We start from the raw sequence: 26,163 nt of genomic DNA, 5'->3' as shown, positions 1-26,163 counted from the left end.
TCCGGGCTACAGCACTCGCAGCCGCTCGCGCGGTAACGCAGCAATGAACCGCCTGATCGCCCCCAGCACCAGTCCCTGATCGCCTGCAAAGAACCAGTGATCATGGCCGTCGAGCTCGACGAATTGCGCACCTTTGATCCGGCTCGCGAGATCGCGGCCGGCCGCAATCCGTACGGCCTTGTCGTCCCGACGATGCAGCACCAATGTCGGCATGGCAATCTGCGGCAAAAGCTGCCGCACGTCGGCGTCGCGAAACGCCTCGAGCACGGCCGAGATGCCGCCGGGACTGGAGGCCGCGCGCAATAGCCCCGCCCACCAGGCGCGGGCCTGGGGATCGCCGGCAAGGCTGGGCGCGAAGGTTTCAATCTCTACCGGTCCTCCCCATTGCGCAATGAGGTGCTTGCTCCAGGCGTCGTACTGGCTGGCGCGCAACGCGTGCGGATAGTCCTGCGACCAGCAGCCCTTGGCCAATGCACCGAACAGAATGAGTCCGGCCACGAGTCGCGGCTCGTCGACCGCAAATTTGATGCAGGCCGGCCCGCACTCGGATGCGCCGAACAGCACGACACGGCGCGAATCCGTCGCCCGCAACACGGTACCGATATCCTCCGCAGTGAGGTCGATACCGGGCGCAGATCCAACCCGGTCGGACAACCCGATGCCGCGACGATCGAATACGATCAGCCGCCCCAGCTTCATCAGCGAGGCCAGAAACGTCCGGCTCGCGGGATGCTCCCAGGCGCGTTCCACATGCGACACGAAGCCGGGCATGACCAGGATATCGAGCGGACCGCTGCCATAGGTCTGATACGCCAGATGCACACCGGCGCCCTTGACGTAGCGCGTCGCTGGAACGTCGGCTGCCGCCGCAGGACTCATCAACGCCTCGGTCTCGGCCTCGGGCGCAACGCCAAGCTCGTCCTTGAGCCGCTGCGTCAGCGCCGCGTGGTGCCGTTCTGCCGCGCTGCGGTCACCCGCCAGTAGCAGGCTGCGGATCAGATGCCGGCCGTAGACCTCGCTCAAAGGATCGAGCTCGACCAGACGGGTCGCATGCGTGGCCGCGGAAAAGTAGTTGCCGGCGGCGGTCTTGTCCTGCACCAGGCGCTCCAGCGCGTGAACGAGCCGTCCCCGCAGCGCCTCGCGGCGAAAGAAAGCCCAGTCGTCGAATTCCGGACAGTCCTCCGGCGAGAAGCCTGCGAGGAAATCTCCGCGATAAATATGGCAGGCCTCGTCAAAGTCACCGCGATCGCAGGCGCTCTCGAACAGATGTGCATCGACCTGCAGCGCGACTGCCGGAGACCATCGCAGACTAGTCCGATCGGTCTCGAACACCTGCTGACCCAGCGTCAGCTCGATGCGGTGAAGCAGCCGCCGCAATCGCGCAAGGCCGGTCTCGCGGTCGGCCTCGGGCCACAGCTGCGTGGCCACCACGTCGCGGGCCGCAGCGCCCTTGGCTTCCGCGAGATAGACCAGCAGCGCGAGGCCCTTGCGCAGGGCCAACTTGATCGGGCGGCCGTCGGCGTGGACCTCCGGGAACCCGAACGTCCCCAGCGAGAAAACCGTCATGAAAGTCCTCCCTCCCCTCGCGGCGCCCCCGGGGGACGCACAGGGGACGGTCCAGCGATAGCAGTCGGGGCAGATCGAGCCTGCTCGCCGGCGAGCAACTCAGGCTCCTGCATGCGGCACGGCTGCATCAGGCACAATAGGAAAAAACATGATCTCGCGCCTTCTGATCCTGCTCTACGCCATCGTGAGCTACGTCATCTTCACGGTCTCATTTCTCTATGCGCTCGGTTTCGTCGGCAATTATGTCGTACCCAAGTCGATTGATAAGTCGATCAACATGCCGATCGGCGTCGGCAGCCCGACGGACCTGAGCGTGGCCATCGTCGTCAACCTGCTGCTGATGAGCCTGTTTGCAATCCAGCACAGCGTCATGGCGCGCCCGGGTTTCAAGCGATGGCTGGTCAAATTCCTCCCCGCAGCCTGCCAGCGCAGCACCTATGTGCTGCTCTCCAGCCTGATCTTGCTGCTGCTGTTTTGGCAGTGGCGTCCGATCCCGACGCCGGTCTGGCAAACGAGCGGCATGGCGGCCTGGCTGCTGATCGGCGTGCATTGGCTTGGCTGGCTGATCGCGTTCGCCTCGACCCACATGATCGATCATTTCGATCTGTTCGGCCTCCGCCAGGCCTTCGTCGCGTTCCGCGGGCGCGAGATACCAGGTCAATCGTTCAGGACGCCGCTGCTCTACAGGCTCGTGCGGCATCCCATCATGCTCGGCTTTCTGCTCGCGTTCTGGGCCACGCCCGAGATGACTGTCGGCCACCTTCTGTTTGCGCTCGCAAACACCGCCTACATCCTGGCCGCGCTTCAGTTCGAGGAGCGCGACCTGATCGCCGAATTCGGCGCCACCTACCAGGACTACCGCCGACACGTTCCCATGCTGCTGCCGCGTCTTTTCGGAGCGCCCCGATGAAAGCGATTCTGTGCACATCGTTCACCGGCCCCGGCGATTTGCGCCTCGGCGAGATCGACGAGCCGAAGCCGGCCGGCGACGAGATCCTGATCGACGTCCATGCGGCCTCTGTCAGCTTCATGGACCAGTTGGTGGTCTCGGGCCTCTACCAGATGCGGCCGCCGACGCCCTTCGTGCCCGGCACGGAAGCGGCCGGTGTGGTCGTCGCGGTCGGCGACGAGGTCACGGCATTCGCGCCCGGCGACCGCGTGGCATGCAGCGCCTGGACCGGCGGCTACGCCGAACGGATGATAGCCAAGGACTCAAAGTGCGTGCGTCTGCCTGGCGACGTCGCGTTCGAGGCCGCGGCGACGGTCCTGCATAATTACGGCACGGCCTATTATGCGCTGGTCGAGCGGGCCCGGGCACAGCGCGGCGAAACGCTGTTCGTCACCGGTGCTGCCGGCGGAGTTGGCCTTGCTGTGGTCGATCTCGGCCGCCATCTCGGCCTGCGCGTCGTCGCCGGTATCGGCTCCGATGACAAGGCCGCCCTGGTTCGCAATTATGGGGCGAGCGACATCGTCAACTATCGCAGTGAGGATCTGCGCGACCGCATCAAGTCGATCACGTCAGGAGAAGGCATCGACATCGGCTTCGACACGATCGGCGGCGCGATTTTCGAGCAGATGGCCCGGCTGGTGAAATGGGGCGGACGGCTGATGCCGATCGGCTTCACCAGCGGCGAAATTCCACAGCTCCCGATGAACCTTCCGCTTCTGAAGAACTATTCCATCCTCGGCGTCTTCGTCGGCGCCTGGGCGGAGAAATTTCCCGCGGACGCCGCGCGTATGAATGCCACGCTGATGCAATTGCTGGCCGGCGGAAAAATCCGCCCGCATATCGATCGCGTCCTCCCTTTGGAGGAGGCCGGCGAAGCCATGCGTGCCGTGGCCAACCGAACGGTTCAGGGGCGAATTGTCCTCAAGATCAGGTAAAGTGCACGGGGAAGAGAGAACAAAACCGATGACACAGATCATCATCGACAAACGCTTTTGCGGTCCTCCCAACTCCGGCAACGGCGGCTATGTCTGTGGGCGGCTGGCCCGCCACATTGCCGGCGCCGCGGAGATAACGCTGCGCGCACCGCCGCCGCTGGACACCCCGCTTGATGCGGTCGCGACGAACGACGGCACATGGGAGCTTCACGACAGCGACAAGATCGTCGCGACCGGGCGGCCGGCAAGCGTCGAGCTTGCGCGGCTGGAGACAGCGAGCCTGGAGAAAGCACGCGCCGCCGAATTGCTGGCGCTAGTCCAGCCGCACGAGCATCCGCTGCCGAATTGCTTCGTTTGCGGTCCCGCGCGTGCGAAAGGCGACGGCCTGCGCATCTTCGCCGGGCCGCTCAGCCGTCATGCGCAGATTCCTGTCCTCGCGGCGACCTGGGCACCAGATTCGAACCTCGCCGCCGAGGACGGCCTGGTCGCACCCGAATTCCTCTGGTCGGCGCTCGATTGCCCCACCGGCTTTGCCTGCAATTACGATCAGCAGAGCGGCGGCTTCGAAAAGACACCGCTCCTGCTCGGGCGGATGTCGGCTCACATCGACGCCCGCCCGCGCCCGGGAGACCGCTGCATCATCACGGCCTGGCCAACCGCCCGCGACGGCCGCAAGCGCATGGCCGACGCCGCGGTGCATGATGGAGCCGGGAAATTGCTCGCGGTGGCGCGCACGACATGGATTGCGGTGGAGCGCGAGGTGCAGCTCGGGCGCCTTTCGTAGAGGGGATATGCGCCCGGTACGGAGCCAGCCAGCTTTCGGCTAGCCAAGAGAGCACTCCACCTTGCCCACCGTGCGACGCTGCCAAGCGTCGAGAAGCATTGAACCCCTATTTGATCAAAGATACCCTTGCAGCTGTCGCCAACGCAAAAAAGATCCAAGGGGGTACGCGATGATCCGCAAGTTAACGGCATTTGCAATCCTTGCTACGGGCACGTTCATCGCTGGCGTCGCAAATGCCGAGGCACAGCAGCCGGAGCTTAATGCGCCTGACCTAGTCCTCGTTAATGGCAAGGTTCTGACGTTAGACGACCGATCGACCGTCACGGAGGCAGTCGCCGTCGCGGATGGAAAGATCATCGCGACCGGAACCAGTGCTTCGATCAAGGCGCTTGCAGGCGCCCGGACCCGCGTGCTCGATGTGTCTGGCAAGACCGTCATCCCCGGATTGATCGATACACACGCTCACTACAAAGCCGCTGGTCTGGGCGACTATGTCGTAAGCCTGGGCCGAGCCAAGACCGTTGCGGACGCGCTCGAGGCCATCAAATCATTCGCCACGAAGAAAAAGCCGGGTGAGTGGATTGTAGGTGGCGCGTGGCATCCACCCTCACAATTGGCCGAGAAGCGCTATCTGACGAGGCAGGAGATCGATAGCGTTGCTCCAGACAACCCGGTCTATCTTCGCACCGTCGGGCATTTCTCGATGGCGAACACCATGGCTCTACAAGTGGTCGGTGTCGACAAGACCACCGCGGATCCGAGTGGTGGAAAGTTTGAACGCGACGCAGCCGGTGAATTGACCGGCGTGCTCGTGGAGACGGCGATCGATCGGGTCGAGAAGGCCGTACCACCCTGGACAGAAGACGACGAAATGCGGCAATTCACCATTGCCGAAGGTGTGCTGAACAGTTTTGGCATCACCAGTGTGATCGAAGGCGCAACAGAGCCACGCGACGTCCGCACGCTGCAGAAGCTTGTCGCAGCCGGGAAGGCCACTTTGCGCACCGGCGTGATGTTTCGACCGGAGCCCCCAGCTGATCTGACTGCATGGGAAGCGATCATGTCAGGCAATGGCGCCTCATCAGGGTTCGGTGACGATTGGCTCAAGTTCGCCGGCATCAAGATCTTTTACGACGGCGGCATGACGCTGAAGACGGCGCTCATGCGTGACGTGTATCCCGATTCACACGACAACTATCACGGCATCACGCAGCAGACTCCCGAGCGGCTGAAGCAACTCATCGCCGTCAGCAACCGTTATGACTGGCGTGTCGGTGTCCACGTGGTGGGCGACCTGGGTGTTGACCAGGTGCTCGATGCCTTCGAGGCAGCGGATAAAGAAAAATCGATCCGCGATCGTCGCTTCGTCCTCATCCACGCCAGCCTGATCCGGCCAGAACAGATGGAGCGTGCGCAGAGACTCGGAGTCCGCATCGATTTCCAGAACGTTTTCATGTGGGATAAGGCAGCGACCGTCGAACGATTTCTCGGGAAAGCGACCGCCGACCGCGCCGTACCGACCAGAACGTTGATCGAAAAAATGGGGCTCAACAGCCTCGGCGCCGGGACGGATTTTCCGGTCAACCCGATCAACCCCTTCCTCAACATGTACATCATGGTGACCAGGAAGGACCCCAACGGAAACGTCTACGGCTCGGCAGAAGCCATTACGCGCGAGCAGGCCCTCCGGCTCTACAGCAGCGCGGCTTCGCGCTACACGTTCGATGAAGCGCGCAAAGGGACCATCGAACCCGGAAAGCTGGCGGACATCGTGGTGCTCTCCGCCGACTACGCGGCCGTGCCGGAGGAGCAGATCAAGGACATCAAGGTGGACCTGACCCTGGTCGGCGGCAAGGTTGTCTTTCAGCGCTGAACCGGCGCTGATCGGCCAAGGTGAGCGAGACCGACAATCCGCTTTGCTTTTCGACGAAATCTAAGCGCTCTGCTGTATCATTCCCTGCAGCCGCTCCAGCTCCGCCTCGATATCGCGCTCCACATCCGCCGCCCGAATCTCCAGCACCCGATAATCGCGCGCCTCCAGCCACGCCCGCCGCGACGCACGATCCGCGACGATCGCCTCGTTCTCACCCGCGTTCACCAGCTCGATCGCGATCCGGTGCGGGAACGAGACGAAGTCCGGGATGTGCCGCCCCACCGGGGTCTGGCGCTTGAACCCTCCTGCGAAGCGGCGATCGCGTGTGAGCGCCTGCCAGAGCAGGCGTTCGGCGTCGGTTGGGTTGCGGCGGAGCAGGCGGGCGAGGCCGCGTACGGTGGAGCCACTGTCGGGCACGCCGCCGCCCTGCCCGTGCTCGGCCAAAAGCGCGCGCAGCCGCGTGGCTTGCTCGCCGTCGAGCACGCCGCCCTTGGCCGGGCCCTTGCGCCCTTCCGCGATCGCCATCACGACACCGTGCAGGGTGTGCATGTCCTGCTTGGTCGGCTCCATCCGAGTGAAGATGTTGCGCAGGTTCACCAGCATGGTGTCGCGCTTCTCGGCCGGGCGCAAAAATTCGACCCGGTCGAGCTCGCGGATCAAATTGTCGAAGAAGGCCTGCATCTGGTGCTGCGAGGCGCGCTCGGAGCGCTCCGGCATGGCGTGCGGCAGCTCGCCGGAGGTCGCGCGCTTGAACCATTCGTAGCCGACCAGCAGCACGGCCTGGGCGAGGTTGAGCGAGGCAAAGCCCGGATTGACCGGGAAGGTAATGATGCGGTTGGCAAGCCCGACCTCCTCATTGGTCAGGCCCCAGCGCTCCCGGCCGAACAGGATACCGGCCTTTCCGCCGGCGGCGACGTGCCCGGAAATCTCACTAGCTGCGGCTTCCGGCCCCACCACCGGCTTGGCCTGGTCGTGGGGGCGCGCGGAGGTGGCGAACAGCAGGTCGAGATCGGCGACGGCCTCACCGACCGTGTCGAACAATTCGACCTTGTCCAGAATATAGTCGGCCCCGGCCGCGGCGCGCTGAGCGGCGATGTTGGGCCAGCCGTCGCGCGGGTTGACGATGCGCAAGGCGCCAAGCGCGAAATTGCCCATGGCGCGCGCGGCCATGCCGATGTTTTCGCCCAGCTGCGGCTCGACCAGGATGACGATGGGACCGTCGAGGGAAAGGCCCGCCTTGCTCTTGTCAGTCCCCGACATCTCGCTTCGCTTTCACACTGGTTCTCAAGGCCTTGGACAGGCCCTCTTGATGAAATGATTCAAGGCCGGTCCTGACCTGGTCTCGACCCGGTCTTGACCTGCTCTCGGGCCGGCTGCCCGTTCGCCTGTCGTTTGCCCGTCCTGACAAAATTCTCAAGGGAAATAACGGGTTGGATTCGACTTTTGAATCTCGCCTGAAACTTCAGCCCTGCCCTCGCGACGGGGCTCCTCGAACCCCCATCTGCGGGGGCTGGATGAGCTAAAAGTGCATAATCCCTTGGCTTTCGCCCGCTGCTATCAGGTGCTAAGAGGCGGCGGATATTCCCGTGGCGCGCCAAAGCGCCGTTCCCAAGAGGCTTCCCCGATCATGGCAAAAATCAAGGTGTCCAACCCCGTCGTCGAACTCGATGGCGACGAGATGACCCGGATCATCTGGCAGTACATCAAGGACAAGCTGATTAACCCATTCCTGGATGTCGAGCTGCTCTATTTCGACCTGGGGATGGAGTACCGTGACGAGACCAACGATCAGGTGACGATCGACGCCGCCGAGGCCATCAAGAAGGTCGGCGTCGGCGTCAAGTGCGCCACGATCACCCCGGACGAGGCCCGGGTGAAGGAATTCAACCTCAAGCAGATGTGGAAGTCGCCGAACGGCACCATCCGCAACATCCTCGGCGGCGTGATCTTCCGCGAGCCGATCATCTGCAAGAACGTGCCGCGCCTGGTTCCGGGCTGGAGCAAGCCGATCATCATCGGTCGCCACGCCTATGGCGACCAGTACCGCGCCACCGACATCAAGTTCCCGGGCAAGGGCACGCTGTCGATGAAGTTCGTCGGCGAGGACGGCACCGTGATCGAGCGGGAAGTGTTCAAGGCGCCCGGCGCCGGCGTCGCCATGCAGATGTACAATCTCGACGATTCCATCATCGACTTCGCCCGCGCCTCGCTCAATTACGGCTTGCTGCGCAACTACCCGGTCTATCTCTCGACCAAGAACACCATCCTCAAGGTCTATGACGGCCGCTTCAAGGACATCTTCCAGGACATCTACGACCGCGAGTTCAAGAAGGAATTCGAGGCCAAGGGCCTGACCTACGAGCACCGCCTGATCGACGACATGGTGGCCTCGGCGCTGAAATGGTCGGGCGGCTATGTCTGGGCCTGCAAGAACTACGACGGCGACGTGCAGTCCGACACGGTCGCGCAGGGCTACGGCTCGCTCGGCCTGATGACCTCGGTCCTCCTCACCCCCGACGGCAAGACAGTGGAAGCCGAGGCCGCCCACGGCACGGTGACCCGCCATTACCGCGAGCACCAGAAGGGCAAGGAGACCTCGACCAACTCGATCGCGTCGATCTTCGCCTGGACCCGCGGCCTGTCGCACCGCGCCAAGCTCGACAACAATGCCGAGCTCGCCAAGTTCGCGAACACCCTGGAGAAGGTCTGCGTCGACACCGTCGAGGAAGGCTACATGACCAAGGACCTCGCGCTCCTGGTCGGCGCCGACCAGCGCTGGCTCTCGACCACCGGCTTCCTCGACAAGGTCGCCGAGAACCTCGGGAAGGCGCTGGCGGCGTAAGCTGCCTCCACCCCGTCATTGCGAGGGAAGCGAAGCAATCCAGACTGTCTCTGCGGAGAGATACTGGATTGCTTCGTCGCAAGAGTTCCTCGCAATGACGAGACTTTTGCCTGAGGAAGCACCATGACGACACTCAAGAGTCTTGCGTTTGCAGTTCTCGTGCTGACCAGCACGCCCGCATTCGCCGCCGACCCGCTCCCCGACGCCATCGCAGCGCCCGGAGAGACTGTCGTGCTCAGTGTCCACGCCGAGGGCGCGCAGGTCTATGAGTGCAAGGCCGGCACCGACGGCAAGCTCGCCTGGGCCTTTCGCGAGCCGATCGCGACGCTGCTCGTCGAGGGCAAGACCATCGGCCGGCACTATGCCGGGCCGAACTGGGAGCATGCCGACGGCAGCGCCGTGGCCGCCAAGGCCGCCGGCAACGCCCCGGGTACCACCGCTGGCGACATTCCCTGGCTGAAGCTGGAAGTGACGACCCACCGCGGCAGCGGTGTCCTCACGCCCGTGACCACGGTTCAGCGCATCAACACCCGTGGCGGCAAGCTCGACGGCGCATGCGACAAGGCCGGCGATTTCAAGAGCGCGCCCTACTCGGCCGACTACGTCTTCCTGAAGAAGGGCTGAGCCCTCAGCGGTCGGTGCCTTCGCGCTCCGCCTGCGCCAGTTCCGCCACGGCAAGGTCGCCGCTGCCCTCCAGCCGCGCCTTCGCCGTCTTGTGGACGTGCGCGGCGAGCGTCGGCATGCGTTCGATCAGGGCGTGGAAGTCCTGGGCGTCGAGCACCAGCAGCCGGGTCTTGCGCGTCGCCGTCACCGTGCCGCTGCGTTTGGTTTTGTGCAGCAGCGCGATCTCGCCAAAGAAGGTGCCATCCGCGAGCCGCACCTGCTGGTTCGGCAGCGCGATCTCGACCTCGCCGGCGGTGATGAAGTACATCGACGAAGCCGCATCGCCCCGCCGCACCAATATCTCGCCCTGCTCGATGGTGCGCGCCCGCAGCAGCCGCATGATGTCGGCGATCTCGGATGCGCTAAGATGCGAGAACAGCGGCACCCGCGCCAGCATGCCCCAGGTGACCACGAAGTCGCGCCGCTTCACCTCTTCCGCAAAGGCCGTCGAGATGATCGCGACCGGCAGCGCGATCATGGCAAACCCGCTGATGATGGTGAAGACGGAGATGAACTTTCCGAGCGCCGTCACCGGCACGACGTCGCCATAGCCGACGGTGCCGAGCGTCACGATCGCCCACCACATCGCCTGCGGAATGGTGCCGAGCTTGTCCGGCTGCACGTCGCGCTCGATGGCGTAGAGCAGCGAGGCAAACGTCAGAACCGCGCCGATCAGGATGACGATGCAGCCGATCAGCGCCCGCCGCTCGGCGTGCACGGCCGCGAGCAGCGAACGCATCGCCGGCGAGTACCGCACCAGCTTGAAGAACGGCAGCACGCCGAGGGCTGCCAGCGTCGCATGCCGGCCGGTGGCGAGCACGATCGCAGCCGGCAGGAACGCGAGCAGGTCGATGATGCCGAGTGCGGAGAAGACATAGCCGAGCCGGTCGGACAGCGCGGACGCCGTGCGCTGGGTATGGCCCGCCACGGTCCACAGCCGCGCGGCATATTCCAGCGCGAACACGATCACGGACAGGATGGAGATGCCTGCGAACAGCGTACCGAATTGCGCGTCCAGCTCCGGCACCGAGGCAAGGATCATGGCGGCGACGTCGAGCACGATGACGCCAATGACCAGCTGGATGAAGCGCGACCCGACCGAGTAGGCCAGCGGATCGTGCTCCAGCAATTCGTAGAGGCGATCCCTCAGATTGGGATCAGTTGAGCCACGCCCTCGCGGAACGGGGCGCACCTGGCTACGCGCCGGCCGATTTTTGTTCAGTCATGGCTTTTTCGATCGCCGTGAGCGCCGCGGCCGCATTCGCACCATCGGGGCCGCCGGCCTGCGCCATGTCGGGCCGCCCGCCGCCGCCCTTGCCGCCGAGCGCCTCGGAGGCGACCTTCACCAGATTGACCGCATTGAAGCGCGAGGTGAGGTCAGCGGTGACGCCGACCACGACGCCGGCCTTGCCGTCCTCGGTGACGCCGACGATGGCGACGACGCCGGAGCCGATCTGCTTCTTGCCGTCGTCGGCAAGGCTCTTGAGATCCTTCATCTCGATGCCCTCGACCGCGCGCGCCATCAGCTTGACGTCGCCAACCTCGCGCACGCCGGAGGCCGCGCCGTTGCTCGAAGCTGCACCGCCGCCCATCGCCAGCTTCTTGCGGGCGTCGGAGAGCTCGCGCTCGAGCTTCTTGCGCTCCTCCATCAGCGCGGCAATGCGCGCCGGGACGTCGTCGATCGACGTGCGCAGCTCGTGGGCCGCGGTCTTCGCCAGCGCCATGGTCTCGTTGGCGTGCTTGCGCGCGTAGTTGCCGGTCAGCGCCTCGATGCGGCGCACGCCGGAGGCGACCGCGCTCTCGCCCGTCAGCGTGATCAGCCCGATGTCGCCGGTGCGCCTGACATGCGTGCCGCCGCACAGTTCGACCGACCAGCCGAGCGCGTTGGCGCCGCGCTCGCGCGCGGTCCGGCCCATCGAGACGACGCGAACCTCGTCGCCATATTTCTCGCCGAACAGCGCGCGTGCGCCGGCCTCGCGGGCCTCGTCCACGCCCATGACGCGGGTCGAGACCTCGTCATTCTCCAGCACCACGTCGTTGGCGATATCCTCGACGCGCGCGAGCTCTTCCGCCGTGATCGGCTTCGGATGCACGAAGTCGAAACGCAGCCGATCCGGCGCGACCATCGAGCCGCGCTGGGCGATGTGATCGCCGAGCACCTGGCGCAGCGCCTCGTGGATGAGATGCGTGGCCGAGTGGTGCGCGCGGATCGAAAAGCGCCTGCCGTGATCCACTTCGAGCTGCAGGGGGGTGCCGAGCTTCAGCTCGCCGCTCTCCAATGTGCCGACGTGAACGAAGAAATCACCGAGCTTCTTCTGGGTGTCGGTGACGCGGAACTTGATGCCGCCCTCGCCGGTCAATACGCCGGTGTCGCCGACCTGGCCGCCGGACTCCGCGTAGAACGGCGTCTGGTTCAGCACGATCGCGCCGGTGTCGCCGGCCTTGAGGCTCATGGCTTCCTTGCCGTCCTTGACCAGCGCGGTCACCACGCCTTCGGCGCTCTCGGTCTCGTAACCCAGGAATTCGGTTGCGCCGAGCTTCTCACGCAGCGGGAACCAGATCGCCTCGGAAGCGGCTTCGCCAGACCCCTTCCAGGACTCGCGCGCCTTGGCTTTCTGGCGCTCCATTGCATCGGTAAACGACGCCTGATCGACGCTGATGCCGCGCGACTTCAGCGCGTCCTGCGTCAGGTCGAGCGGGAAGCCATAAGTGTCGTACAGCGTGAAGGCGACGTCGCCGTCGAACATGTCGCCCTTCTTTAAGGACGCGCTCTTCTCGTCGAGGATGGCGAGGCCGCGCGTCAGCGTCTTGCGGAAGCGGGTCTCTTCCAGCCGCAGCGTTTCCTCGATCAAATTTTCCGCGCGCATCAAATCCGGATAGGCCTGGCCCATCTCGCGCACCAGCGCCCAGACCAGGCGATGCATCAGCGGTTCTTGCGCACCGAGCAGCTGGGCATGGCGCATCGCGCGGCGCATGATCCGGCGCAGCACATAGCCGCGGCCCTCGTTCGAGGGCAGCACGCCGTCGGCGACCAGGAAGGCCGACGAACGCAGATGATCGGCGATGACGCGGAACGAGGCCACGGTCTTCTCGTCCGGTCCGCTTCCGAGAGCCGACGCGGTCGCGTCGATCAAATGACGGAACAGGTCGGTCTCGAACACGCTGTCGACGCCCTGCATGATGCAGGCCATGCGCTCCAGCCCCATGCCGGTGTCGATCGAGGGACGCGGCAGCGGCACGCGCTCCTCCTTCGTCACCTGCTCGTACTGCATGAACACCAGGTTCCAGAATTCGAGGAAGCGATCGCCGTCCTCCTCCGGGGAGCCCGGAGGCCCGCCCCAGATGTGCTCGCCGCGATCGATGAAGATCTCCGAGCACGGGCCGCACGGGCCGGTGTCGCCCATCGCCCAGAAATTGTCCGAGGTCGGGATGCGGATAATGCGGTCCTCGGAGAAGCCGGCGATCTTCTTCCAGAGGTCCGCCGCCTCGTCGTCGGTGTGGTAGACCGTGACGAGCAGCTTGTCCTTCTTGAGCCCGAACTCCTTCGTGATGAGCTTCCAGGCCAGCTCGATCGCGCGCTCCTTGAAATAGTCGCCGAACGAGAAGTTGCCGAGCATCTCGAAGAAGGTGAGATGGCGCGCGGTGTAGCCGACATTGTCGAGGTCGTTGTGCTTGCCGCCGGCGCGCACGCATTTCTGCGAGGTGGTGGCGCGCTGATAGGGCCGCTTCTCGACGCCGGTGAAGACGTTCTTGAACTGCACCATGCCGGCATTGGTGAACATCAACGTCGGATCGTTGCGCGGCACCAATGGCGAGGACGACACGATCTCGTGGCCGTTCTCGGCAAAGAAGTTCAGAAAGGTCGACCTGATCTCGTTGACGCCGCTCATGTTCATCCAATCGGGTGTGCTTGCACCCGCCTTCCAGCCATCCAAACCGCGAGTTTGGGCTGATATCTGCGGGTCAAAGCGCTTTTAGACAAGGCCGGCTTCGCTGTCCAGAAACTGTGCAGACAGATCAAGGCGTTGCCGCAGTCGCGTAATCCATTGGAAAGCCGCCGATGTCGCGTTGACAGGCTTGGCCGGCCTGTGGTCTTTACCTATCTGTATCGTACGGCCACGTCGGGAGAGACCGGCACTGGTGCCGGCGCCGAAGGAGCAACCGCCCCGGAAACTCTCAGGCAAACGGACCGCGTGGCTTTGACAGCATCTGGAAAGAGGCGCCGACCGGCTAACCCGGATGGCGTCCGCCGACGGGATAATACTCTCAGGCACAGCGACAGATGGGGCTTCGATTGGTGTCCACGGGAAATCGTTCCCGGGGAACCGCCGAGGGCCCCCCGATGCTTGCGCGTGACGACAAAGACTCCCTGAAACGCACCCCCCTTTACGATCTGCATGTCTCGCTCGGCGGCAAGATGGTGCCGTTCGCGGGCTATGACATGCCCGTGCAATATCCGGCCGGAGTGCTGAAGGAGCACCTTCATACCCGCCACGCGGCCGGCCTGTTCGACGTCTCCCACATGGGCCAGATCGCACTCAGGCCGAAATCCGGCAAGGTCGAGGACGCCGCCCGCGCGCTGGAACGGCTGGTGCCGCAGGATATTTTGGCGATTGCGCCGGGCCGGCAGCGCTACGCCCAGTTCACCAATGCCGACGGCGGGATTCTGGACGATCTGATGGTCGCCAATTTCGGCGATCACCTCTTCCTGGTCGTCAACGCCGCCTGCAAGGCCGAGGACGAGGCGCATCTGCGCGCGAATCTGTCCGACGCCTGCGTCATCGATTCGCTGGCCGACCGCGCGCTGATCGCGCTGCAAGGGCCGAAGGCGGAATCCGCGCTGGCGAAATTATGCGCAGAGGCGCCCGCCATGAAGTTCATGGATTCCGGCCCGCACAAGGTCGCCGGCCTCGACTGCTTCGTCTCGCGCTCCGGCTATACCGGCGAAGACGGATTCGAGATTTCGGTTCCTGCCGGCGACGCCGAGCGGCTCGCCAAGGCCCTGCTGGACAATCCGGACGTCATGCCGATCGGGCTCGGCGCCCGTGACAGCCTGCGGCTCGAGGCCGGACTTTGTCTTTACGGCCACGACATCGATACCGCGACCACGCCGGTCGAGGCCGCGCTGGAATGGTCGGTGCAGAAGAGCCGCCGCACCGGCGGCGCGCGCGCCGGCGGCTTTCCCGGCGCGGAAAAGATTCTGGTCCATTTCGACCGCGGCGCATCCCGCCGCCGCGTCGGCCTGCGCACCGAGGGTCGCGCGCCGGTGCGCGAGGGCGCGCTGCTGTTTGCGGACGCAACCTCCGGCGAGCCGATCGGAAAGGTCACCTCGGGCGGTTTCGGCCCGAGCCTGAATGCGCCGGTCGCGATGGGCTATGTGCCCACGAGCCTGAGCGCGCTCGACACAAAACTCTTCGCCGAGGTGCGCGGCCAACGCCTGGCCGTGCAAATCGCCGCCATGCCCTTCGTGAAAAACACCTACAAACGCTGAGGACTGAGAAAATGACCACGACGCTCTACACCTCCGACCACGAATGGCTCGCGATCGACGGCGATGTCGCCACCGTCGGGATCACCGACTACGCGCAATCGCAGCTCGGCGACGTCGTGTTCGTCGAATTGCCCAAGCTCGGCCGCACGCTGAAGAAGGCGGAAGCCGCCGCCGTCGTGGAATCGGTGAAGGCCGCCTCGGACGTGTACGCGCCTGTGACGGGCGAAGTGCTCGAGACCAACGCTGCGCTGGCCGCCGAGCCCGCGCTGGTGAACTCGGATGCGCAAGGCACGGCCTGGTTCTTCAAGATCAAGATTGCCGACAAGAGCGAGCTCGGCGGTCTGATGGACGAAGCGGCGTACAAGGCCCACACGGCGTGAGATGATGCGAACTCTGACCTCATATTCGGTGTCATCGTCCGCGAAGGCGGACGATCCAGTACGCCGCGGCCCATCGGCCCTAGCCGAAGCGGCTGCGTTTACTGGATGCCCCGCCCCCGTGCGCAAGTGCGCACTAGGCGGGGCATGACGGCGACAAGAACATCTGAAGCGAGGACCCATGATGACCGCACACCGCAAATCCAACGGCGACACCACCAGCTTCGTTCGCCGCCACATCGGCCCCTCGGCACGCGACGTCACCGCGATGCTCGAGGCCGTCGGCGCGAACAGCGTCGATGCGCTGATGGCGCAGACGCTTCCCGCTTCGATCCGGCAGGCCGCCCCACTCGATCTCGGCAAGCCGCTCAGCGAAACCGAGGCCATCGCGCATATGGCCGAACTCGCCGCCCAGAACCAGGTCTTCACTTCGTTGATTGGCCAGGGCTATTCCGGCACGATCTTGCCTGCGGTGATCCAGCGCAACATCTTGGAGAACCCGGCCTGGTACACGGCGTACACGCCCTACCAGCCCGAGATCAGCCAGGGCCGGCTCGAGGCGCTGCTCAACTTCCAGACCATGATCTGCGACCTCACCGGGCTCGACGTCGCCAACGCCTCGCTGCTCGACGAAGCCACCGCGGCCGCCGAAGCGATGGCGCTCGCGGAGCGGCACTCGCGGGTCGAAGCAAAGGCCTTTTTCGTCGACAAGGACGTGCATCCGCAGACACTCGCCGTGATGCGCACCCGCGCGGAGCCCCTGGGCTGGACCCTGGTCGTCGGTGATCCCCTCACCGATCTCGACAAGACGGACGTGCTTGGCGCGCTGCTGCAATACCCGGGCTCGTCAGGCGCTGTGCGCGACCTCAGGCCCGCGATCGCCAGCCTGAAGGCCAAGGGCGCGCTCGCGATCATCGCTGCCGATCTGCTGGCGCTGACAGTGCTCGCCTCGCCCGGCGAGCTCGGCGCCGACATCGCCATCGGCTCGGCGCAACGTTTTGGCGTGCCGATGGGGTATGGCGGGCCGCACGCGGCCTATATGGCGGTGCGCGATGCGCTGAAGCGTTCGCTGCCCGGCCGCATCGTCGGCCTCTCCGTGGACTCGCGCGGGATGCCTGCCTATCGCCTCGCACTGCAGACCCGTGAGCAGCACATCCGCCGCGAGAAGGCGACCTCCAACATCTGCACCGCGCAGGTGCTGCTCGCCGTGATCGCCTCGATGTATGCGGTCTATCACGGCCCCGAAGGCCTGACGCAGATCGCGCGCAATGTGCATCGCCGCACGGCGGTGCTCGCCGCGGGCCTGCGCAAGCTCGGCTTTGCGCTGCAGTCCGACAGCTTCTTCGATACGCTCAGCGTGGTTACAGGCGCGAAGCGTGCCGAGATCGTCGCGCGCGCGGCGGCCGAGAAAATCAATCTCGGTGTCGGCGACGACAGCTTGCGCATCGCGCTGGACGAGACCACCACGCCCGCGACGGTGGAAGCGGTCTGGCGCGCTTTCGGCGGCCAGCTTGCCTACGCCGAGATCGACGCGACCACGCGTGAGGCGCTGCCGGAGGCGCTCAAGCGCGCGACCTCCTTCCTCACCCACCCCGTCTTCCATGCGCATCGCTCGGAGACCGAGATGTTGCGCTACATGCGCAAGCTCAGCGATCGCGACCTCGCGCTCGACCGCGCGATGATCCCGCTCGGCTCGTGCACCATGAAGCTGAACGCGACCACCGAGATGATGCCGCTGACTTGGCCCGAGTTCGGCTCGTTGCATCCCTTCGCCCCGCGCGAGCAGGCCAAGGGCTACCACGCGCTGTTCGCGCGCCTGGAGAAGTGGCTGTGCGACATCACCGGCTATGACGCGATCTCGCTACAGCCGAATTCGGGCGCGCAAGGCGAATATGCCGGGCTTTTGGCCATCCGCGGCTATCACGCGGCGCGTGGCGAGACGCATCGCAAGATTTGCCTGATCCCCTCCTCCGCCCACGGCACCAACCCGGCCTCGGCCGCGATGGTCGGCATGGACGTGGTGGTGGTCGCCTGCGAGAAGAACGGCGACGTCGACGTCAACGATCTCCGCGCCAAGGCCGAGAAGCATTCGAACGACCTCGCCGCCGTCATGATCACCTATCCCTCGACTCATGGCGTGTTCGAGGAGCACATCCGCGAGATCTGCGACATCGTGCACGGCCATGGCGGGCAGGTTTATCTCGACGGCGCCAACCTCAACGCGCAGGTCGGCCTTAGCAGGCCCGGCGATTACGGCGCCGATGTCAGCCATCTCAACCTGCACAAGACCTTCTGCATCCCGCATGGCGGCGGCGGCCCGGGCATGGGCCCGATCGGCGTCAAGGCGCACCTCGCGCCATTCCTGCCGGGGCATCCATCGGCGAACGGGGATGCGCCGGTCGGCCCAGTCTCGGCAGCGCCGTTCGGCTCAGCCTCGATCCTGACCATCTCCTACATCTACATCCTGATGATGGGCGGCGAAGGCCTCAAGCGCGCCACCGAGATCGCGATCCTCAACGCCAACTATGTCGCCGCCCGGCTCGATGCGTACTTCCCGGTGCTTTACAAGAACGAGAAAGGCCGCGTCGCGCATGAGTGCATCGTCGATCCCCGCGCACTGAAGACGACCTCAGGCGTCACCGTCGACGACATCGCAAAGCGCCTGATCGACTACGGCTTCCACGCGCCGACCATGAGCTTCCCGGTGCCGGGCACGCTGATGATCGAGCCGACCGAATCGGAATCCAAGGCGGAGCTCGATCGCTTCTGCGATGCCATGATCGCGATCCGCAAGGAAATCGCCGAGGTCGAAGGCGGCCGCTTCAAGATCGAGGCCTCGCCGCTCCGTCACGCCCCGCACACCGTGCACGACATCGCTGACGACGATTGGAAGCGCGCCTACACCCGCGCCGAAGGCTGCTTCCCCGCGGGCACCTCGCGCAACGACAAATACTGGTCCCCGGTCGGGCGCGTCGACAATGTCTATGGCGACCGCAATCTGGTGTGCTCCTGCCCGCCGGTGAGCGATTACGCGGAGGCGGCGGAGTAGGACCCGACGGAGGTTTCGTAGGGTGGGCAAAGCAAAGCGTGCCCACCACCTTTGTCTGAGTTGAGATATGGTGGGCACGGCACTTGCGCGCCTTTGCCCACCCTACCGACCCCTGCACTCTGGATGCATGTCAGGGCTTGACCAGCGAGCGCGTCTCGCGATCCCATCGCCACAGCCGCTCGTTGGTCAGTTCAGTCCCACCCCACCAGCGCTTGATCGGGTTGTGGCGCCACATGTCGTCTTCGCGCGCAAAAATTGAACGCCCGAGTTCGGTCAGCGTGACCTTCCACTCGCTCTTGCCGAAGTAGCGGGCCTCATTGTCGAACGCCGGATCGCCCAAGAGGACCGCCGGCGCCGAATGTGCCCCCAACTCGAGCAAAGCATCGCGCGCGTCGTTTTCGTCGAACACATCGCGCATCCACCACGCTTCGGTGACACGCCTCGGGTCCGTGTGCCCGTCGTTCACAAAGTCCAGAATATCCATTTCGCTGGCACCTAGACCCGTGACGCTGTCCGGAAGCTCTTCAAGCAACGCAATGAGCGCCGGTCGAAGTCTCGGCAGCATCGCCAGATCCGTCATCAGAAGATCGAAACAGGGCTTTGGCGTTTCAGCTCGATAGGCCTGCCAGGCGCGGCTGGCCGTCACCAAATGGTTGTCGGTCACCTTGAAGGGCGGCAGCTTCCATTTTGCGACAGACTCTGGAGCATAGCTCGCAGCATGATCGTCTGTATGCACCAGGCTCAGCTTCGTTGTGATCTCCTTGTAGGGGCGAAGCAGGTCGAGCAGCCAGACCAGCACGAGCTGATCGTTTGGTCGAGGATCAACCCACAATTCGATCGAGTCAAACTTCATGCAGAGTTCGAAGAAACCAATATCGCGCGTGCCGAAACCCTGCAGGCAGTCTCGACAAAGGTCGTCGAGCCAGTGATCACCAGGATTGCAATGCTTTTCCGATCGTCGTTCCAGCCCCATCAGGAGCTGCTCTGCGGAGGGCAATTGGCCGAAGACGAAGCGCGTGCAGAAGCCGAGTGCGATATTCGCCAGTTTAGTTTGCCGAAGCGTGGCTGCCGCAAGATGGTTCGTGGTCAGAATCAGATGTGACACGATCACCTCTCAAAGGAGTCCGGCGCGCTGCGTGGCGTCGGCAATGGCCAAATCTGTCGTCGAAACAGGGTGCGTCATACCCATGACTTCACGATGGCTTCGTCAAAACAGAGCCGTAACGCCACAGCCGATCATTGGTCAGGTGCGTGCCGCCCCACCAGCGGTCGATCGGGTTGTGACGACTGAAATCTTCCTCATGGGCCAGGACAGCCTCCCCGAACTCCGTCAGTGACAGTCGGCTGCGTAGATATGCGGCGTGGCGATCCCTGTGATTCTCGCGATCGATCGTGCGGAGCCCGTCGTCCAATCCGGCCACCGCGGGCTTGGGGTCGAGCGCGAGCCCGTCGAGCAACCGACCCAACTCAGTCTCTCCAAACACGAACGTGCGCCGATGCTAGCGCAGGTGAAACAACGAACCCGTATTCGCAAACCCTCTGGCAAGGAGTTCCAGGAATCGCATCTCCGTCGCACCGAGTCCCGTCGAAGGCGACGGGAGTTCTGCTAGGAGATCGAGCAAGGCCGGGCGCAGCATCAGCAATGCACTGAGATCCTGGTGAAGGAGATCGACGCACGCCTCAGGGGTCATCGCGCGGTAGGCCGACCACGCCAACCGGGCAGTCTCGAACTCCTGGGCCCTAACAGGCACGACATGAATGTGCGGCTCGGATGTAGCGAGATCTTCACCGCGTTCCGTCGTCAGCTCGGATGCCACAAGTCGAAGTTTAAGCTTTCGCACCAGCGAGGAGCAGGAGCTGAGGTGGTCCAGCAGCCAGACGAGCTGCAATTGATCCCGGGGAGCTGGGTCGAACCAAAGTTCAACCACGTCATATTGCTCGCAGAAGTCCGCAAGGGACAAGTCTTTGCGGTCGTTGATGCCTTTGGGCCACCGGATGCCCCAATCAGACCAATGATCACTAGGCCCGAGATTCGCCGAACGCGCCGCGAAATAAGCTGCGAGCTTCTCGGGCGAGGGCAGCGGTCCCCACTCAAAGTGAAACGAGGATGAAATGACAAGCTCCGCCAAACCCGATCGTGCGAGCGCGCTTCCGGACGAACTGGTCAGAATCAACCGCTTCATCGCGCCCCCCGAGCACGACCGATCCTAAACGAAACAGGCGCCGAGGACGTCGGCAACTCAACGTCCTCAGCGCCCGCTCCTCGCGAAAAACTCTGCCGGTTGAAGCTTACTCGTCCCCCGGCTCCTCGCCGTCGGCGTCACGCTCGGGGCTGCCGGCGAGGATCTGCTCGGCGATCAGGCCGGAGTTCTGGCGGATCGAGGTCTCGATCTTGGCGGTGATGTCGGGGTTGGCCTTCAGGAACGCTTTCGAATTCTCGCGGCCCTGGCCAAGACGCTGGCTGTCATAGGAGAACCAGGCGCCGGATTTCTCGACGATGCCGGCCTTGACGCCGAGATCGAGGATCTCGCCCATCTTGGAGACGCCCTCGCCGTACATGATGTCGAACTCGACCTGCTTGAAGGGCGGCGCCAGCTTGTTCTTGACGACCTTGACGCGCGTGGTGTTGCCGACCACTTCGTCGCGCTCCTTGATCGCGCCGATGCGGCGGATATCGAGGCGGACGGAGGCATAGAATTTCAGCGCGTTGCCGCCGGTGGTGGTTTCCGGCGAGCCATACATCACACCGATCTTCATGCGGATCTGGTTGATGAAGATCACCATGGTATTGGACTTGTTGATGGACGCCGTCAGCTTGCGCAGCGCTTGGCTCATCAGACGAGCCTGCAGACCCGGCAGCGCATCGCCCATCTCACCCTCGAGTTCGGCCTTCGGCACCAGGGCCGCGACCGAATCGATCACCAGCACGTCGACCGCGCCGGAGCGCACCAGCGTGTCGCAGATTTCCAGCGCCTGCTCGCCGGTGTCCGGCTGCGAGATCAGGAGCTCGTCGATGTTGACGCCCAGTTTGCGTGCATAGACCGGGTCGAGCGCGTGCTCGGCGTCGATGAAGGCGCAGATGCCGCCCTTCTTCTGCCCTTCCGCCACCGTGTGCAGCGCCAGCGTGGTCTTGCCCGAGGATTCCGGCCCGTAGATCTCCACGACGCGCCCCTTCGGCAGGCCGCCGATCCCGAGCGCGATATCGAGCCCCAACGAGCCCGACGAGACCGCCTCGACATCCATCGAGCGGTCGTTCTTGCCGAGCTTCATCACCGAGCCCTTGCCGAACTGACGCTCGATCTGGGAGAGCGCGGCGGCGAGAGCTTTACTCTTGTCCATGGAGGATCCTTCGACGATACGCAGGGCAGTGGTGGACATCGGGTCGTGCTCCTTATGACGAGGATTCGCGTGAGGGACAAACGATTGGCGAGGCGGCGCGGCGATAAAAGCAATGTACCCCATTTGTTCTAGGTTCGCAATATGTTCTTTTGCGGATTTGCGCTTTAAATGACGCGCATCAAAGACGGATGCCCTGCGCGCCGTCAGAATTCCGTAATCCTGCGGCACCGAACCTTTTCGCGGTCTGCGGCCTTCTCTGGGATGGGACTCTTGCATGGGAGTCTTGCATCGGGCTCTTGGACGGGACCGCAACTCTGGGGACCTCAGTCATGACGAACAACACGCATCACGATACGACCCGGCGCAATCCGCTGCTGGAGGCGGCGCGGGAGGAGATGATCAAGTTCGAGCGCAAGGAAAACGAGTTCCGCAAGAAGGATCGCGAAGAGCGTGCCGCCGAGCTCCATTTGCCGCTGGACGCGATCAAGGTTCATTAGGCCGCGAGGACGAGCGCTTAGGAGCTGACCGAGGCCCGCTTGCCGACTCGGCAGGCGGCGGTGTTTGCCAGCGGCAACGCGCTGGCGACGATCCCGGAGCAGCGTCCTTTGATCTCAGGGAATCGGGATTCGGACGGCCATGGAGGCGAGTCCGTGCCCATATGGTATCTAAATACTACCAGTAAGCCATTGATCGCACGACGGAATTTGTGGGCGGGCTACTGTGCATGGGGTTGTTTTCGCGTTTTTGAAAGGCGCGCATGGGCCCTTCCACCCCGGAGCCGTCTCCCGGCACCCAACCCCGCCTACAGCAGAACCAGCAATCCGATGCCGATCACCAGCACGACGAAGCCAGCCGCCGTCGCGGCGGCGAATGACCGCTCTACGTTGTCCATGATGCCACCCCGTTGCCGGTGCGCCACGTTTCCCCCATGGCAGCACCGTCGCTGCGAAATCTCGCCTGCGGTTGTGTCCTGAGTTGTGCGAACGGATGTCGAAATTGGGACCGGTGCAGGGCCAGTGTGCGGCCCCCGAGCTCCGGCTTTCGCTGCCACCGCCGGGCCTTGTCAGGCTGTCGTAAGCTGAGCCGGCTAGGGTCGCCTGGCTATGGTGTTGCAGCCCAGCACCTCAGCCTCCAATAACCTTCTCCCCGCTTGGCTCTCCCAAGCGGGGTTTTTTCATGCTGATTTTCTTGCCGATTTTCATGCCGGTTTTCATGCCGGCCGGCCGGTTTGCGAACCGCCCTCCTCCTGCGTCAGGCGCAGCGAGAAGGCGCGGATCGCCGGCGCCGCGAGCAGCACGATCGGCAGCATCGCCGCCCATGCGATCAGCCACGACACGAGCCAGTGCGCGAGGAAGTCCAGCGCGTTCCCTGCGGGAAGGCTGGCGATGCCTGCGGCGATCAGCGAGGTCAGTCCGGACTGGATGATTCCGAACACGAAATGAGAATAGCGGCGGGGAATACCCGGCATGACGCGCCCATGTTGCTGACCGTCATCGGACCAAGCAAGGCACATGCCGCCGCGTTCCGGAAGGCGCCCTTACCCATCCCAGGAACTCTGTTCTTGGCCGGAGAACCACGGAGAGGCCTCGCGCCGCCGCTGGGCGGCAGCGCGTGCGTCTGCGAGATAGCCGTGAGCTATCCGGGACTTACCGACTGATTTGGCTTTCCCTGGATATTATGCCGCCCGGCATGTTCTCAGGGATGGGAGTGAATCGTGGGAGAAGGCCATGAATCACAGGGGCATCGAGTTCACCGTCGCCAAGACGGCACTTCCCGGCATCTGGCAGTGGCAGTTCCGGATCGGCGAGCAGATCAAGACCGGCAGGACCGAGACCAAGATCGATCTGTTGGCGATCCGGCGGGTGCAGCTGCGCATCGATCGGGAGCTGAAGGCGATCGGGCGCAACGCGACCTGAGTGGCCGGACCGAGATCGTCGGCGGCATGGCTTGCAGGGGCGCAGCCGCGTCCATGTGGGCTATTCCGTAGCCGCCCGGAATTGATCTGCCGATGGTTTGGGATTGGACTGCCCGCGAATTTGGCCGTGGGGACGGAGCCATCAGGCGCGATCGGTGCGAACCATGCCGCTCTACTTCTTTCGAATCCGGAACGGCAGCTATTCCGGCTGTGCCGACCAGGCGTCGGAATTTGCGAATCGCGATTCGGCCTGGAAGGAGATGACCAGCGTCTGCGCCGACATGGCCGCCGGCATCGCCCGCAAGCTCCAGGAAAATTCCGAATGGAACATGGAGCTGCTGGACGAGGTCAAGGAGCCCGTGTTCCGGATCCGCATCACATCCGAAACCTTCGAATAGGGGCCGGCCCTAATCCGCGCTGGGCAGCCGCCGCATCGTGAATTCGATGTCGCCGCCGGGCAACTCGCGCCAGGTCTCGACCGCGCTCATATAGCCGGCCTTGGGGTAGCGGGCGAAGAAAGCCTGCGCCCTCTCCCGCGCCGCCGCGCGCGGCAGCGTGAAGGTCTCGCGCAGATAGCCGTCGCCGGCCGTCGCGCCGGGCTTGCCGCCCATCGTGCGCCGGCGCGCCATCCGCTCGGCGAGATCCCGCGGACGATCGGCCATGTTCCGCCTCCTTTACGCAATACGCTCTCGCGCAATGTAGGAAGCAGGCCGACCGAAGAGGAGTCCCGGCCGGAGGCATCAACTGGTCAATTGGCAGACGTGCCGGACTTCTTCTTCGGCGCACCGGTCGCGGCCGAGGCCTTTGGCGCCGCCGCCTGCTTCGGCGGGTCGGAGCGCATGCCGCCCCAGGGATCGTTGGAAGCCTTGGAATCCGGAATCTTCTTCAGCGTTTCCTTGTAGGCCTTGTCACGCTCGGCTTCCGCGGCCTTCTCCTCGGGGGTTTTGCCAGGCCCCTCCTGCAGCAAATTGAGATTGGGCATTTGCGCATAGACCGGTCCCGCCAGCACGGTCGGTCCCGCCAGAACAGCCAGCACCGCGGCCATAGGGAAAAGCTTCATCATTGGCTCCTTGATCATCCATGGCGGCGCGGGTCGCCCGCGCCTTGTCGCCCCGGCCACAACCGCAAGGGCCGCTCGGCCCGCTAGAGCCGGTCCGATTTGCACGATTTCGGCGCGTGGAGCCAGTCGTCCCAGATCGGGCCGCACTTGGTGCACCCGTTCAGCAACAGGCCGAGCCCGGCCAGACAAAACACGAGGATATACCGACGCAACATCACCCACCCCATACCCACTCCGTGGCATCATACCGGGCGAAGTCAGGCATTTTCAAGCCGACGGGACCCGCGGCAGGCCGGGTGACTTTGCCGCGCCGGTCTGCTCGGAATGCCGAACATCCGACAATACGGAGGGAACGACAGCAATGCCATCGCATCCAGAAGCCGAGTTCGGCATCACTGAGGCCCGACGCATCCTCGGCGAGGTCTTTGCGCCCTGGGTCCAGGATCTCAACCTGTCGGTCGAGCGCATCGAGCACCTGCCGCCGCCGGACGTGCCGGACTGGCAGCCGGCAGCGCTCCTGCGCATGCCGTTCTCGGAGCGCCTGTGCCGCAACGGCGGCGTGGTCTGCGGCCAAGCGCTGATGGCGCTCGCCGACACCGCGATGGTGATCGCGAACCTCGCCGCCAACCGCGGCTATCGACCGATGACGACGGTCGACCAGACCACGCATTTCATGCGCGCGGTCTCCTCGTCGGACGTGCTGGCCGACGCCCGCGTGGTGCGGCTCGGACGCAGCATGAGCTTTGGCCGGGTCACGCTGCTCTCGGCCACCGACAACAAGCCGGTGGCGATGGTGTCGAGCGCGTTCGCGATGCTGCCGGGGTGAGTATCAGCCGAAAAGAGGAAAGCCGCGTGAGCGCAAAGCGCACCGCGGCTCTCGATGGCGTCATGTCGAGACAGGAAGCGCGATCGCGCTTCGCGCCGTCACGCGGGAGACGTTACTTGCCGAGCACTTCGTCAGCCGCCGTGACGATGCTGACGTTCGGATTTTTTCCGCAATAGCTGCCGAACTGCTTGGCATTCTCGACGAACACGTCGGTGTCGATGATCGCGTTCTCTTCGTCGCCCTTGTACCAGCCGTCCATCCAGGTCAGCACCATCTTGATGGTGTCGTCGCCGCTCTCCAAGAACTGCTTGCAGCTCATGGTCGCGAGATCGAGCTTGGTGGCGTGGGCGGGCATGGACGACAGCGAGAGCGCTGCGGCGAACAGAAGCGAAAACGTGGTCTTCATCAATATCTCCATCGGCGCGTAGCGCCACAAAGGAACGGCTTGAGGGAAAATCGGCGGAGTCACTTCCGCTTCGACGTCGTAAACGAAA

The 26,163-nt window shown here is 64.3% G+C and carries 25 protein-coding genes and 1 riboswitch; of the genes, 13 read left to right on the top strand and 12 right to left on the bottom strand.

From position 1 onward, the window contains the following. Positions 1–6: 6 nt before the first annotated feature. Positions 7–1,566 carry a bifunctional AfsR/SARP family transcriptional regulator/alpha/beta hydrolase gene (locus tag ABIB91_RS00465; protein ID WP_354159151.1) on the bottom strand — a complete coding sequence of 520 codons (1,560 nt, stop codon included), beginning with the start codon at positions 1,564–1,566 and terminating at the stop codon, positions 7–9. Between the two features lie 148 nt (positions 1,567–1,714). Here ABIB91_RS00465 and mddA point away from each other — a divergent pair, with 148 nt between their 5' ends. The 4 genes from mddA to ABIB91_RS00445 all read left to right on the top strand — a co-directional run bounded on the left by mddA (position 1,715) and on the right by ABIB91_RS00445 (position 6,107). Further along, positions 1,715–2,476 (top strand): methanethiol S-methyltransferase, encoded by a 762-nt coding sequence (gene mddA / locus ABIB91_RS00460; RefSeq protein ID WP_354159153.1) that lies wholly within the window; start codon positions 1,715–1,717, stop codon positions 2,474–2,476. Next, positions 2,473–3,450, top strand: a complete 978-nt coding sequence (locus ABIB91_RS00455) for an NADPH:quinone oxidoreductase family protein (protein ID WP_354159155.1) — start codon at positions 2,473–2,475, stop codon at positions 3,448–3,450. The genes mddA and ABIB91_RS00455 overlap by 4 nt, the downstream gene beginning before the upstream one ends. Positions 3,451–3,478: 28 nt before the next feature. Next, the gene (locus ABIB91_RS00450) at positions 3,479–4,234 is read left to right on the top strand and encodes a PaaI family thioesterase (protein ID WP_219685002.1); all 756 of its coding nucleotides are present in this window, start codon (positions 3,479–3,481) and stop codon (positions 4,232–4,234) included. Between the two features lie 169 nt (positions 4,235–4,403). Beyond that, positions 4,404–6,107 (top strand): amidohydrolase, encoded by a 1,704-nt coding sequence (locus tag ABIB91_RS00445; RefSeq protein ID WP_354159158.1) that lies wholly within the window; start codon positions 4,404–4,406, stop codon positions 6,105–6,107. A gap of 60 nt (positions 6,108–6,167) precedes the next feature. Here ABIB91_RS00445 and ABIB91_RS00440 read toward each other — a convergent pair whose 3' ends face one another. Further along, complete coding sequence (locus ABIB91_RS00440) at positions 6,168–7,367, bottom strand: TrmJ/YjtD family RNA methyltransferase (protein ID WP_354159160.1); 1,200 nt, start codon at positions 7,365–7,367, stop codon at positions 6,168–6,170. A 367-nt stretch (positions 7,368–7,734) separates the two neighbouring features. Between ABIB91_RS00440 and ABIB91_RS00435 the strand changes: the two genes are divergently transcribed. After that, positions 7,735–8,949, top strand: coding sequence for an NADP-dependent isocitrate dehydrogenase (locus tag ABIB91_RS00435; RefSeq protein WP_007602224.1), 1,215 nt, complete (start codon positions 7,735–7,737; stop codon positions 8,947–8,949). A gap of 123 nt (positions 8,950–9,072) precedes the next feature. Then, positions 9,073–9,573: a DUF3455 domain-containing protein gene (locus tag ABIB91_RS00430; RefSeq protein WP_354159162.1), complete on the top strand. Its 501-nt coding sequence runs from the start codon at positions 9,073–9,075 to the stop codon at positions 9,571–9,573. 4 nt (positions 9,574–9,577) lie between these two features. On the opposite strand, the gene ABIB91_RS00425 is transcribed toward ABIB91_RS00430, so the two are convergent. Both ABIB91_RS00425 and alaS read right to left on the bottom strand, forming a co-directional pair. Then, the gene (locus ABIB91_RS00425; protein ID WP_354159164.1) at positions 9,578–10,804 is read right to left on the bottom strand and encodes a cyclic nucleotide-gated ion channel; all 1,227 of its coding nucleotides are present in this window, start codon (positions 10,802–10,804) and stop codon (positions 9,578–9,580) included. A gap of 4 nt (positions 10,805–10,808) precedes the next feature. After that, on the bottom strand, positions 10,809–13,502 hold the full coding sequence (alaS, locus tag ABIB91_RS00420; RefSeq protein WP_354159166.1) for an alanine--tRNA ligase: 2,694 nt from the start codon (positions 13,500–13,502) through the stop codon (positions 10,809–10,811). Positions 13,503–13,724: 222 nt separating this feature from the next. After that, a riboswitch (glycine riboswitch) is annotated at positions 13,725–13,813 on the top strand. Between the two features lie 141 nt (positions 13,814–13,954). Between alaS and gcvT the strand changes: the two genes are divergently transcribed. The 3 genes from gcvT (at position 13,955) to gcvP (ending at position 18,529) form a co-directional block, all read left to right on the top strand. Beyond that, complete coding sequence (gcvT, locus tag ABIB91_RS00415; RefSeq protein ID WP_354159168.1) at positions 13,955–15,103, top strand: glycine cleavage system aminomethyltransferase GcvT; 1,149 nt, start codon at positions 13,955–13,957, stop codon at positions 15,101–15,103. Positions 15,104–15,114: 11 nt separating this feature from the next. After that, a complete protein-coding gene (gene gcvH, locus ABIB91_RS00410) occupies positions 15,115–15,483 on the top strand; it encodes a glycine cleavage system protein GcvH (RefSeq protein WP_354159170.1) in 369 nt (122 codons plus the stop codon). Between the two features lie 181 nt (positions 15,484–15,664). Next, positions 15,665–18,529, top strand: a complete 2,865-nt coding sequence (gcvP, locus tag ABIB91_RS00405) for an aminomethyl-transferring glycine dehydrogenase (RefSeq protein ID WP_354159307.1) — start codon at positions 15,665–15,667, stop codon at positions 18,527–18,529. A gap of 130 nt (positions 18,530–18,659) precedes the next feature. Here the strand turns inward: gcvP and ABIB91_RS00400 are convergent, their stop codons facing one another. The 4 genes from ABIB91_RS00400 to recA form a co-directional block, all read right to left on the bottom strand. Further along, a complete protein-coding gene (locus tag ABIB91_RS00400; RefSeq protein ID WP_354159173.1) occupies positions 18,660–19,634 on the bottom strand; it encodes a hypothetical protein in 975 nt (324 codons plus the stop codon). A gap of 88 nt (positions 19,635–19,722) precedes the next feature. Next, positions 19,723–19,995 (bottom strand): hypothetical protein, encoded by a 273-nt coding sequence (locus ABIB91_RS00395; RefSeq protein WP_354159175.1) that lies wholly within the window; start codon positions 19,993–19,995, stop codon positions 19,723–19,725. Positions 19,996–20,028: 33 nt separating this feature from the next. After that, the gene (locus ABIB91_RS00390) at positions 20,029–20,712 is read right to left on the bottom strand and encodes a hypothetical protein (protein WP_354159177.1); all 684 of its coding nucleotides are present in this window, start codon (positions 20,710–20,712) and stop codon (positions 20,029–20,031) included. A 106-nt stretch (positions 20,713–20,818) separates the two neighbouring features. Next, positions 20,819–21,907 carry a recombinase RecA gene (gene recA, locus ABIB91_RS00385; RefSeq protein WP_007602214.1) on the bottom strand — a complete coding sequence of 363 codons (1,089 nt, stop codon included), beginning with the start codon at positions 21,905–21,907 and terminating at the stop codon, positions 20,819–20,821. A 290-nt stretch (positions 21,908–22,197) separates the two neighbouring features. Here recA and ABIB91_RS00380 point away from each other — a divergent pair, with 290 nt between their 5' ends. Beyond that, complete coding sequence (locus ABIB91_RS00380) at positions 22,198–22,365, top strand: hypothetical protein (RefSeq protein ID WP_219685012.1); 168 nt, start codon at positions 22,198–22,200, stop codon at positions 22,363–22,365. 713 nt (positions 22,366–23,078) lie between these two features. Here the strand turns inward: ABIB91_RS00380 and ABIB91_RS00375 are convergent. Continuing rightward, positions 23,079–23,336, bottom strand: coding sequence for a DUF2798 domain-containing protein (locus tag ABIB91_RS00375; protein WP_007602209.1), 258 nt, complete (start codon positions 23,334–23,336; stop codon positions 23,079–23,081). Positions 23,337–23,595: 259 nt separating this feature from the next. Here ABIB91_RS00375 and ABIB91_RS00370 point away from each other — a divergent pair, with 259 nt between their 5' ends. Next, positions 23,596–23,784, top strand: a complete 189-nt coding sequence (locus ABIB91_RS00370) for a hypothetical protein (RefSeq protein WP_007602208.1) — start codon at positions 23,596–23,598, stop codon at positions 23,782–23,784. Between the two features lie 163 nt (positions 23,785–23,947). After that, entirely contained in the window at positions 23,948–24,181 is a 234-nt protein-coding gene (locus ABIB91_RS00365) for a DUF6894 family protein (RefSeq protein WP_354159180.1), read from the top strand. A 9-nt stretch (positions 24,182–24,190) separates the two neighbouring features. Here ABIB91_RS00365 and ABIB91_RS00360 read toward each other — a convergent pair whose 3' ends face one another. Together ABIB91_RS00360 and ABIB91_RS00355 are read right to left on the bottom strand one after the other, a co-directional pair. Next, a complete protein-coding gene (locus ABIB91_RS00360; protein ID WP_219685014.1) occupies positions 24,191–24,445 on the bottom strand; it encodes a hypothetical protein in 255 nt (84 codons plus the stop codon). A gap of 86 nt (positions 24,446–24,531) precedes the next feature. Then, the gene (locus ABIB91_RS00355) at positions 24,532–24,843 is read right to left on the bottom strand and encodes a hypothetical protein (RefSeq protein ID WP_219685015.1); all 312 of its coding nucleotides are present in this window, start codon (positions 24,841–24,843) and stop codon (positions 24,532–24,534) included. 361 nt (positions 24,844–25,204) lie between these two features. Here ABIB91_RS00355 and ABIB91_RS00350 point away from each other — a divergent pair, with 361 nt between their 5' ends. Beyond that, on the top strand, positions 25,205–25,669 hold the full coding sequence (locus ABIB91_RS00350) for a PaaI family thioesterase (RefSeq protein ID WP_354159183.1): 465 nt from the start codon (positions 25,205–25,207) through the stop codon (positions 25,667–25,669). A 112-nt stretch (positions 25,670–25,781) separates the two neighbouring features. Here the strand turns inward: ABIB91_RS00350 and ABIB91_RS00345 are convergent, their stop codons facing one another. Continuing rightward, positions 25,782–26,075: an HdeA/HdeB family chaperone gene (locus tag ABIB91_RS00345; RefSeq protein WP_007602202.1), complete on the bottom strand. Its 294-nt coding sequence runs from the start codon at positions 26,073–26,075 to the stop codon at positions 25,782–25,784. Positions 26,076–26,163: the final 88 nt, after the last annotated feature.

It is taken from the genome of Bradyrhizobium sp. JR4.3, from assembly GCF_040547695.1.
In the GTDB taxonomy this organism is placed as follows: Bacteria; Pseudomonadota; Alphaproteobacteria; order Rhizobiales; family Xanthobacteraceae; genus Bradyrhizobium; species Bradyrhizobium canariense.
The sequence above is the reverse complement of the archived record's forward strand: the minus strand, read 5'-3'. Positions and strand labels throughout refer to the sequence as shown.

Bases quoted from the DNA above. Each gene is read 5' to 3' on its own strand.
- ABIB91_RS00350 (WP_354159183.1), top strand. From the start codon at position 25,205: ATGCCATCGCATCCAGAAGCCGAGTTCGGCATCACTGAGGCCCGACGC.
- ABIB91_RS00365 (WP_354159180.1), top strand. From the start codon at position 23,948: ATGCCGCTCTACTTCTTTCGAATCCGGAACGGCAGCTATTCCGGCTGT.
- alaS (WP_354159166.1), bottom strand. From the start codon at position 13,502: ATGAGCGGCGTCAACGAGATCAGGTCGACCTTTCTGAACTTCTTTGCC.
- ABIB91_RS00455 (WP_354159155.1), top strand. From the start codon at position 2,473: ATGAAAGCGATTCTGTGCACATCGTTCACCGGCCCCGGCGATTTGCGC.
- ABIB91_RS00445 (WP_354159158.1), top strand. From the start codon at position 4,404: ATGATCCGCAAGTTAACGGCATTTGCAATCCTTGCTACGGGCACGTTC.
- gcvH (WP_354159170.1), top strand. From the start codon at position 15,115: ATGACCACGACGCTCTACACCTCCGACCACGAATGGCTCGCGATCGAC.
- ABIB91_RS00450 (WP_219685002.1), top strand. From the start codon at position 3,479: ATGACACAGATCATCATCGACAAACGCTTTTGCGGTCCTCCCAACTCC.
- gcvT (WP_354159168.1), top strand. From the start codon at position 13,955: ATGCTTGCGCGTGACGACAAAGACTCCCTGAAACGCACCCCCCTTTAC.
- ABIB91_RS00465 (WP_354159151.1), bottom strand. From the start codon at position 1,566: ATGACGGTTTTCTCGCTGGGGACGTTCGGGTTCCCGGAGGTCCACGCC.
- ABIB91_RS00380 (WP_219685012.1), top strand. From the start codon at position 22,198: ATGACGAACAACACGCATCACGATACGACCCGGCGCAATCCGCTGCTG.
- ABIB91_RS00360 (WP_219685014.1), bottom strand. From the start codon at position 24,445: ATGGCCGATCGTCCGCGGGATCTCGCCGAGCGGATGGCGCGCCGGCGC.
- gcvP (WP_354159307.1), top strand. From the start codon at position 15,665: ATGACCGCACACCGCAAATCCAACGGCGACACCACCAGCTTCGTTCGC.
- ABIB91_RS00355 (WP_219685015.1), bottom strand. From the start codon at position 24,843: ATGAAGCTTTTCCCTATGGCCGCGGTGCTGGCTGTTCTGGCGGGACCG.
- ABIB91_RS00375 (WP_007602209.1), bottom strand. From the start codon at position 23,336: ATGCCGGGTATTCCCCGCCGCTATTCTCATTTCGTGTTCGGAATCATC.
- mddA (WP_354159153.1), top strand. From the start codon at position 1,715: ATGATCTCGCGCCTTCTGATCCTGCTCTACGCCATCGTGAGCTACGTC.
- ABIB91_RS00435 (WP_007602224.1), top strand. From the start codon at position 7,735: ATGGCAAAAATCAAGGTGTCCAACCCCGTCGTCGAACTCGATGGCGAC.
- ABIB91_RS00440 (WP_354159160.1), bottom strand. From the start codon at position 7,367: ATGTCGGGGACTGACAAGAGCAAGGCGGGCCTTTCCCTCGACGGTCCC.
- ABIB91_RS00370 (WP_007602208.1), top strand. From the start codon at position 23,596: ATGAATCACAGGGGCATCGAGTTCACCGTCGCCAAGACGGCACTTCCC.
- recA (WP_007602214.1), bottom strand. From the start codon at position 21,907: ATGTCCACCACTGCCCTGCGTATCGTCGAAGGATCCTCCATGGACAAG.
- ABIB91_RS00345 (WP_007602202.1), bottom strand. From the start codon at position 26,075: ATGAAGACCACGTTTTCGCTTCTGTTCGCCGCAGCGCTCTCGCTGTCG.
- ABIB91_RS00430 (WP_354159162.1), top strand. From the start codon at position 9,073: ATGACGACACTCAAGAGTCTTGCGTTTGCAGTTCTCGTGCTGACCAGC.
- ABIB91_RS00390 (WP_354159177.1), bottom strand. From the start codon at position 20,712: ATGAAGCGGTTGATTCTGACCAGTTCGTCCGGAAGCGCGCTCGCACGA.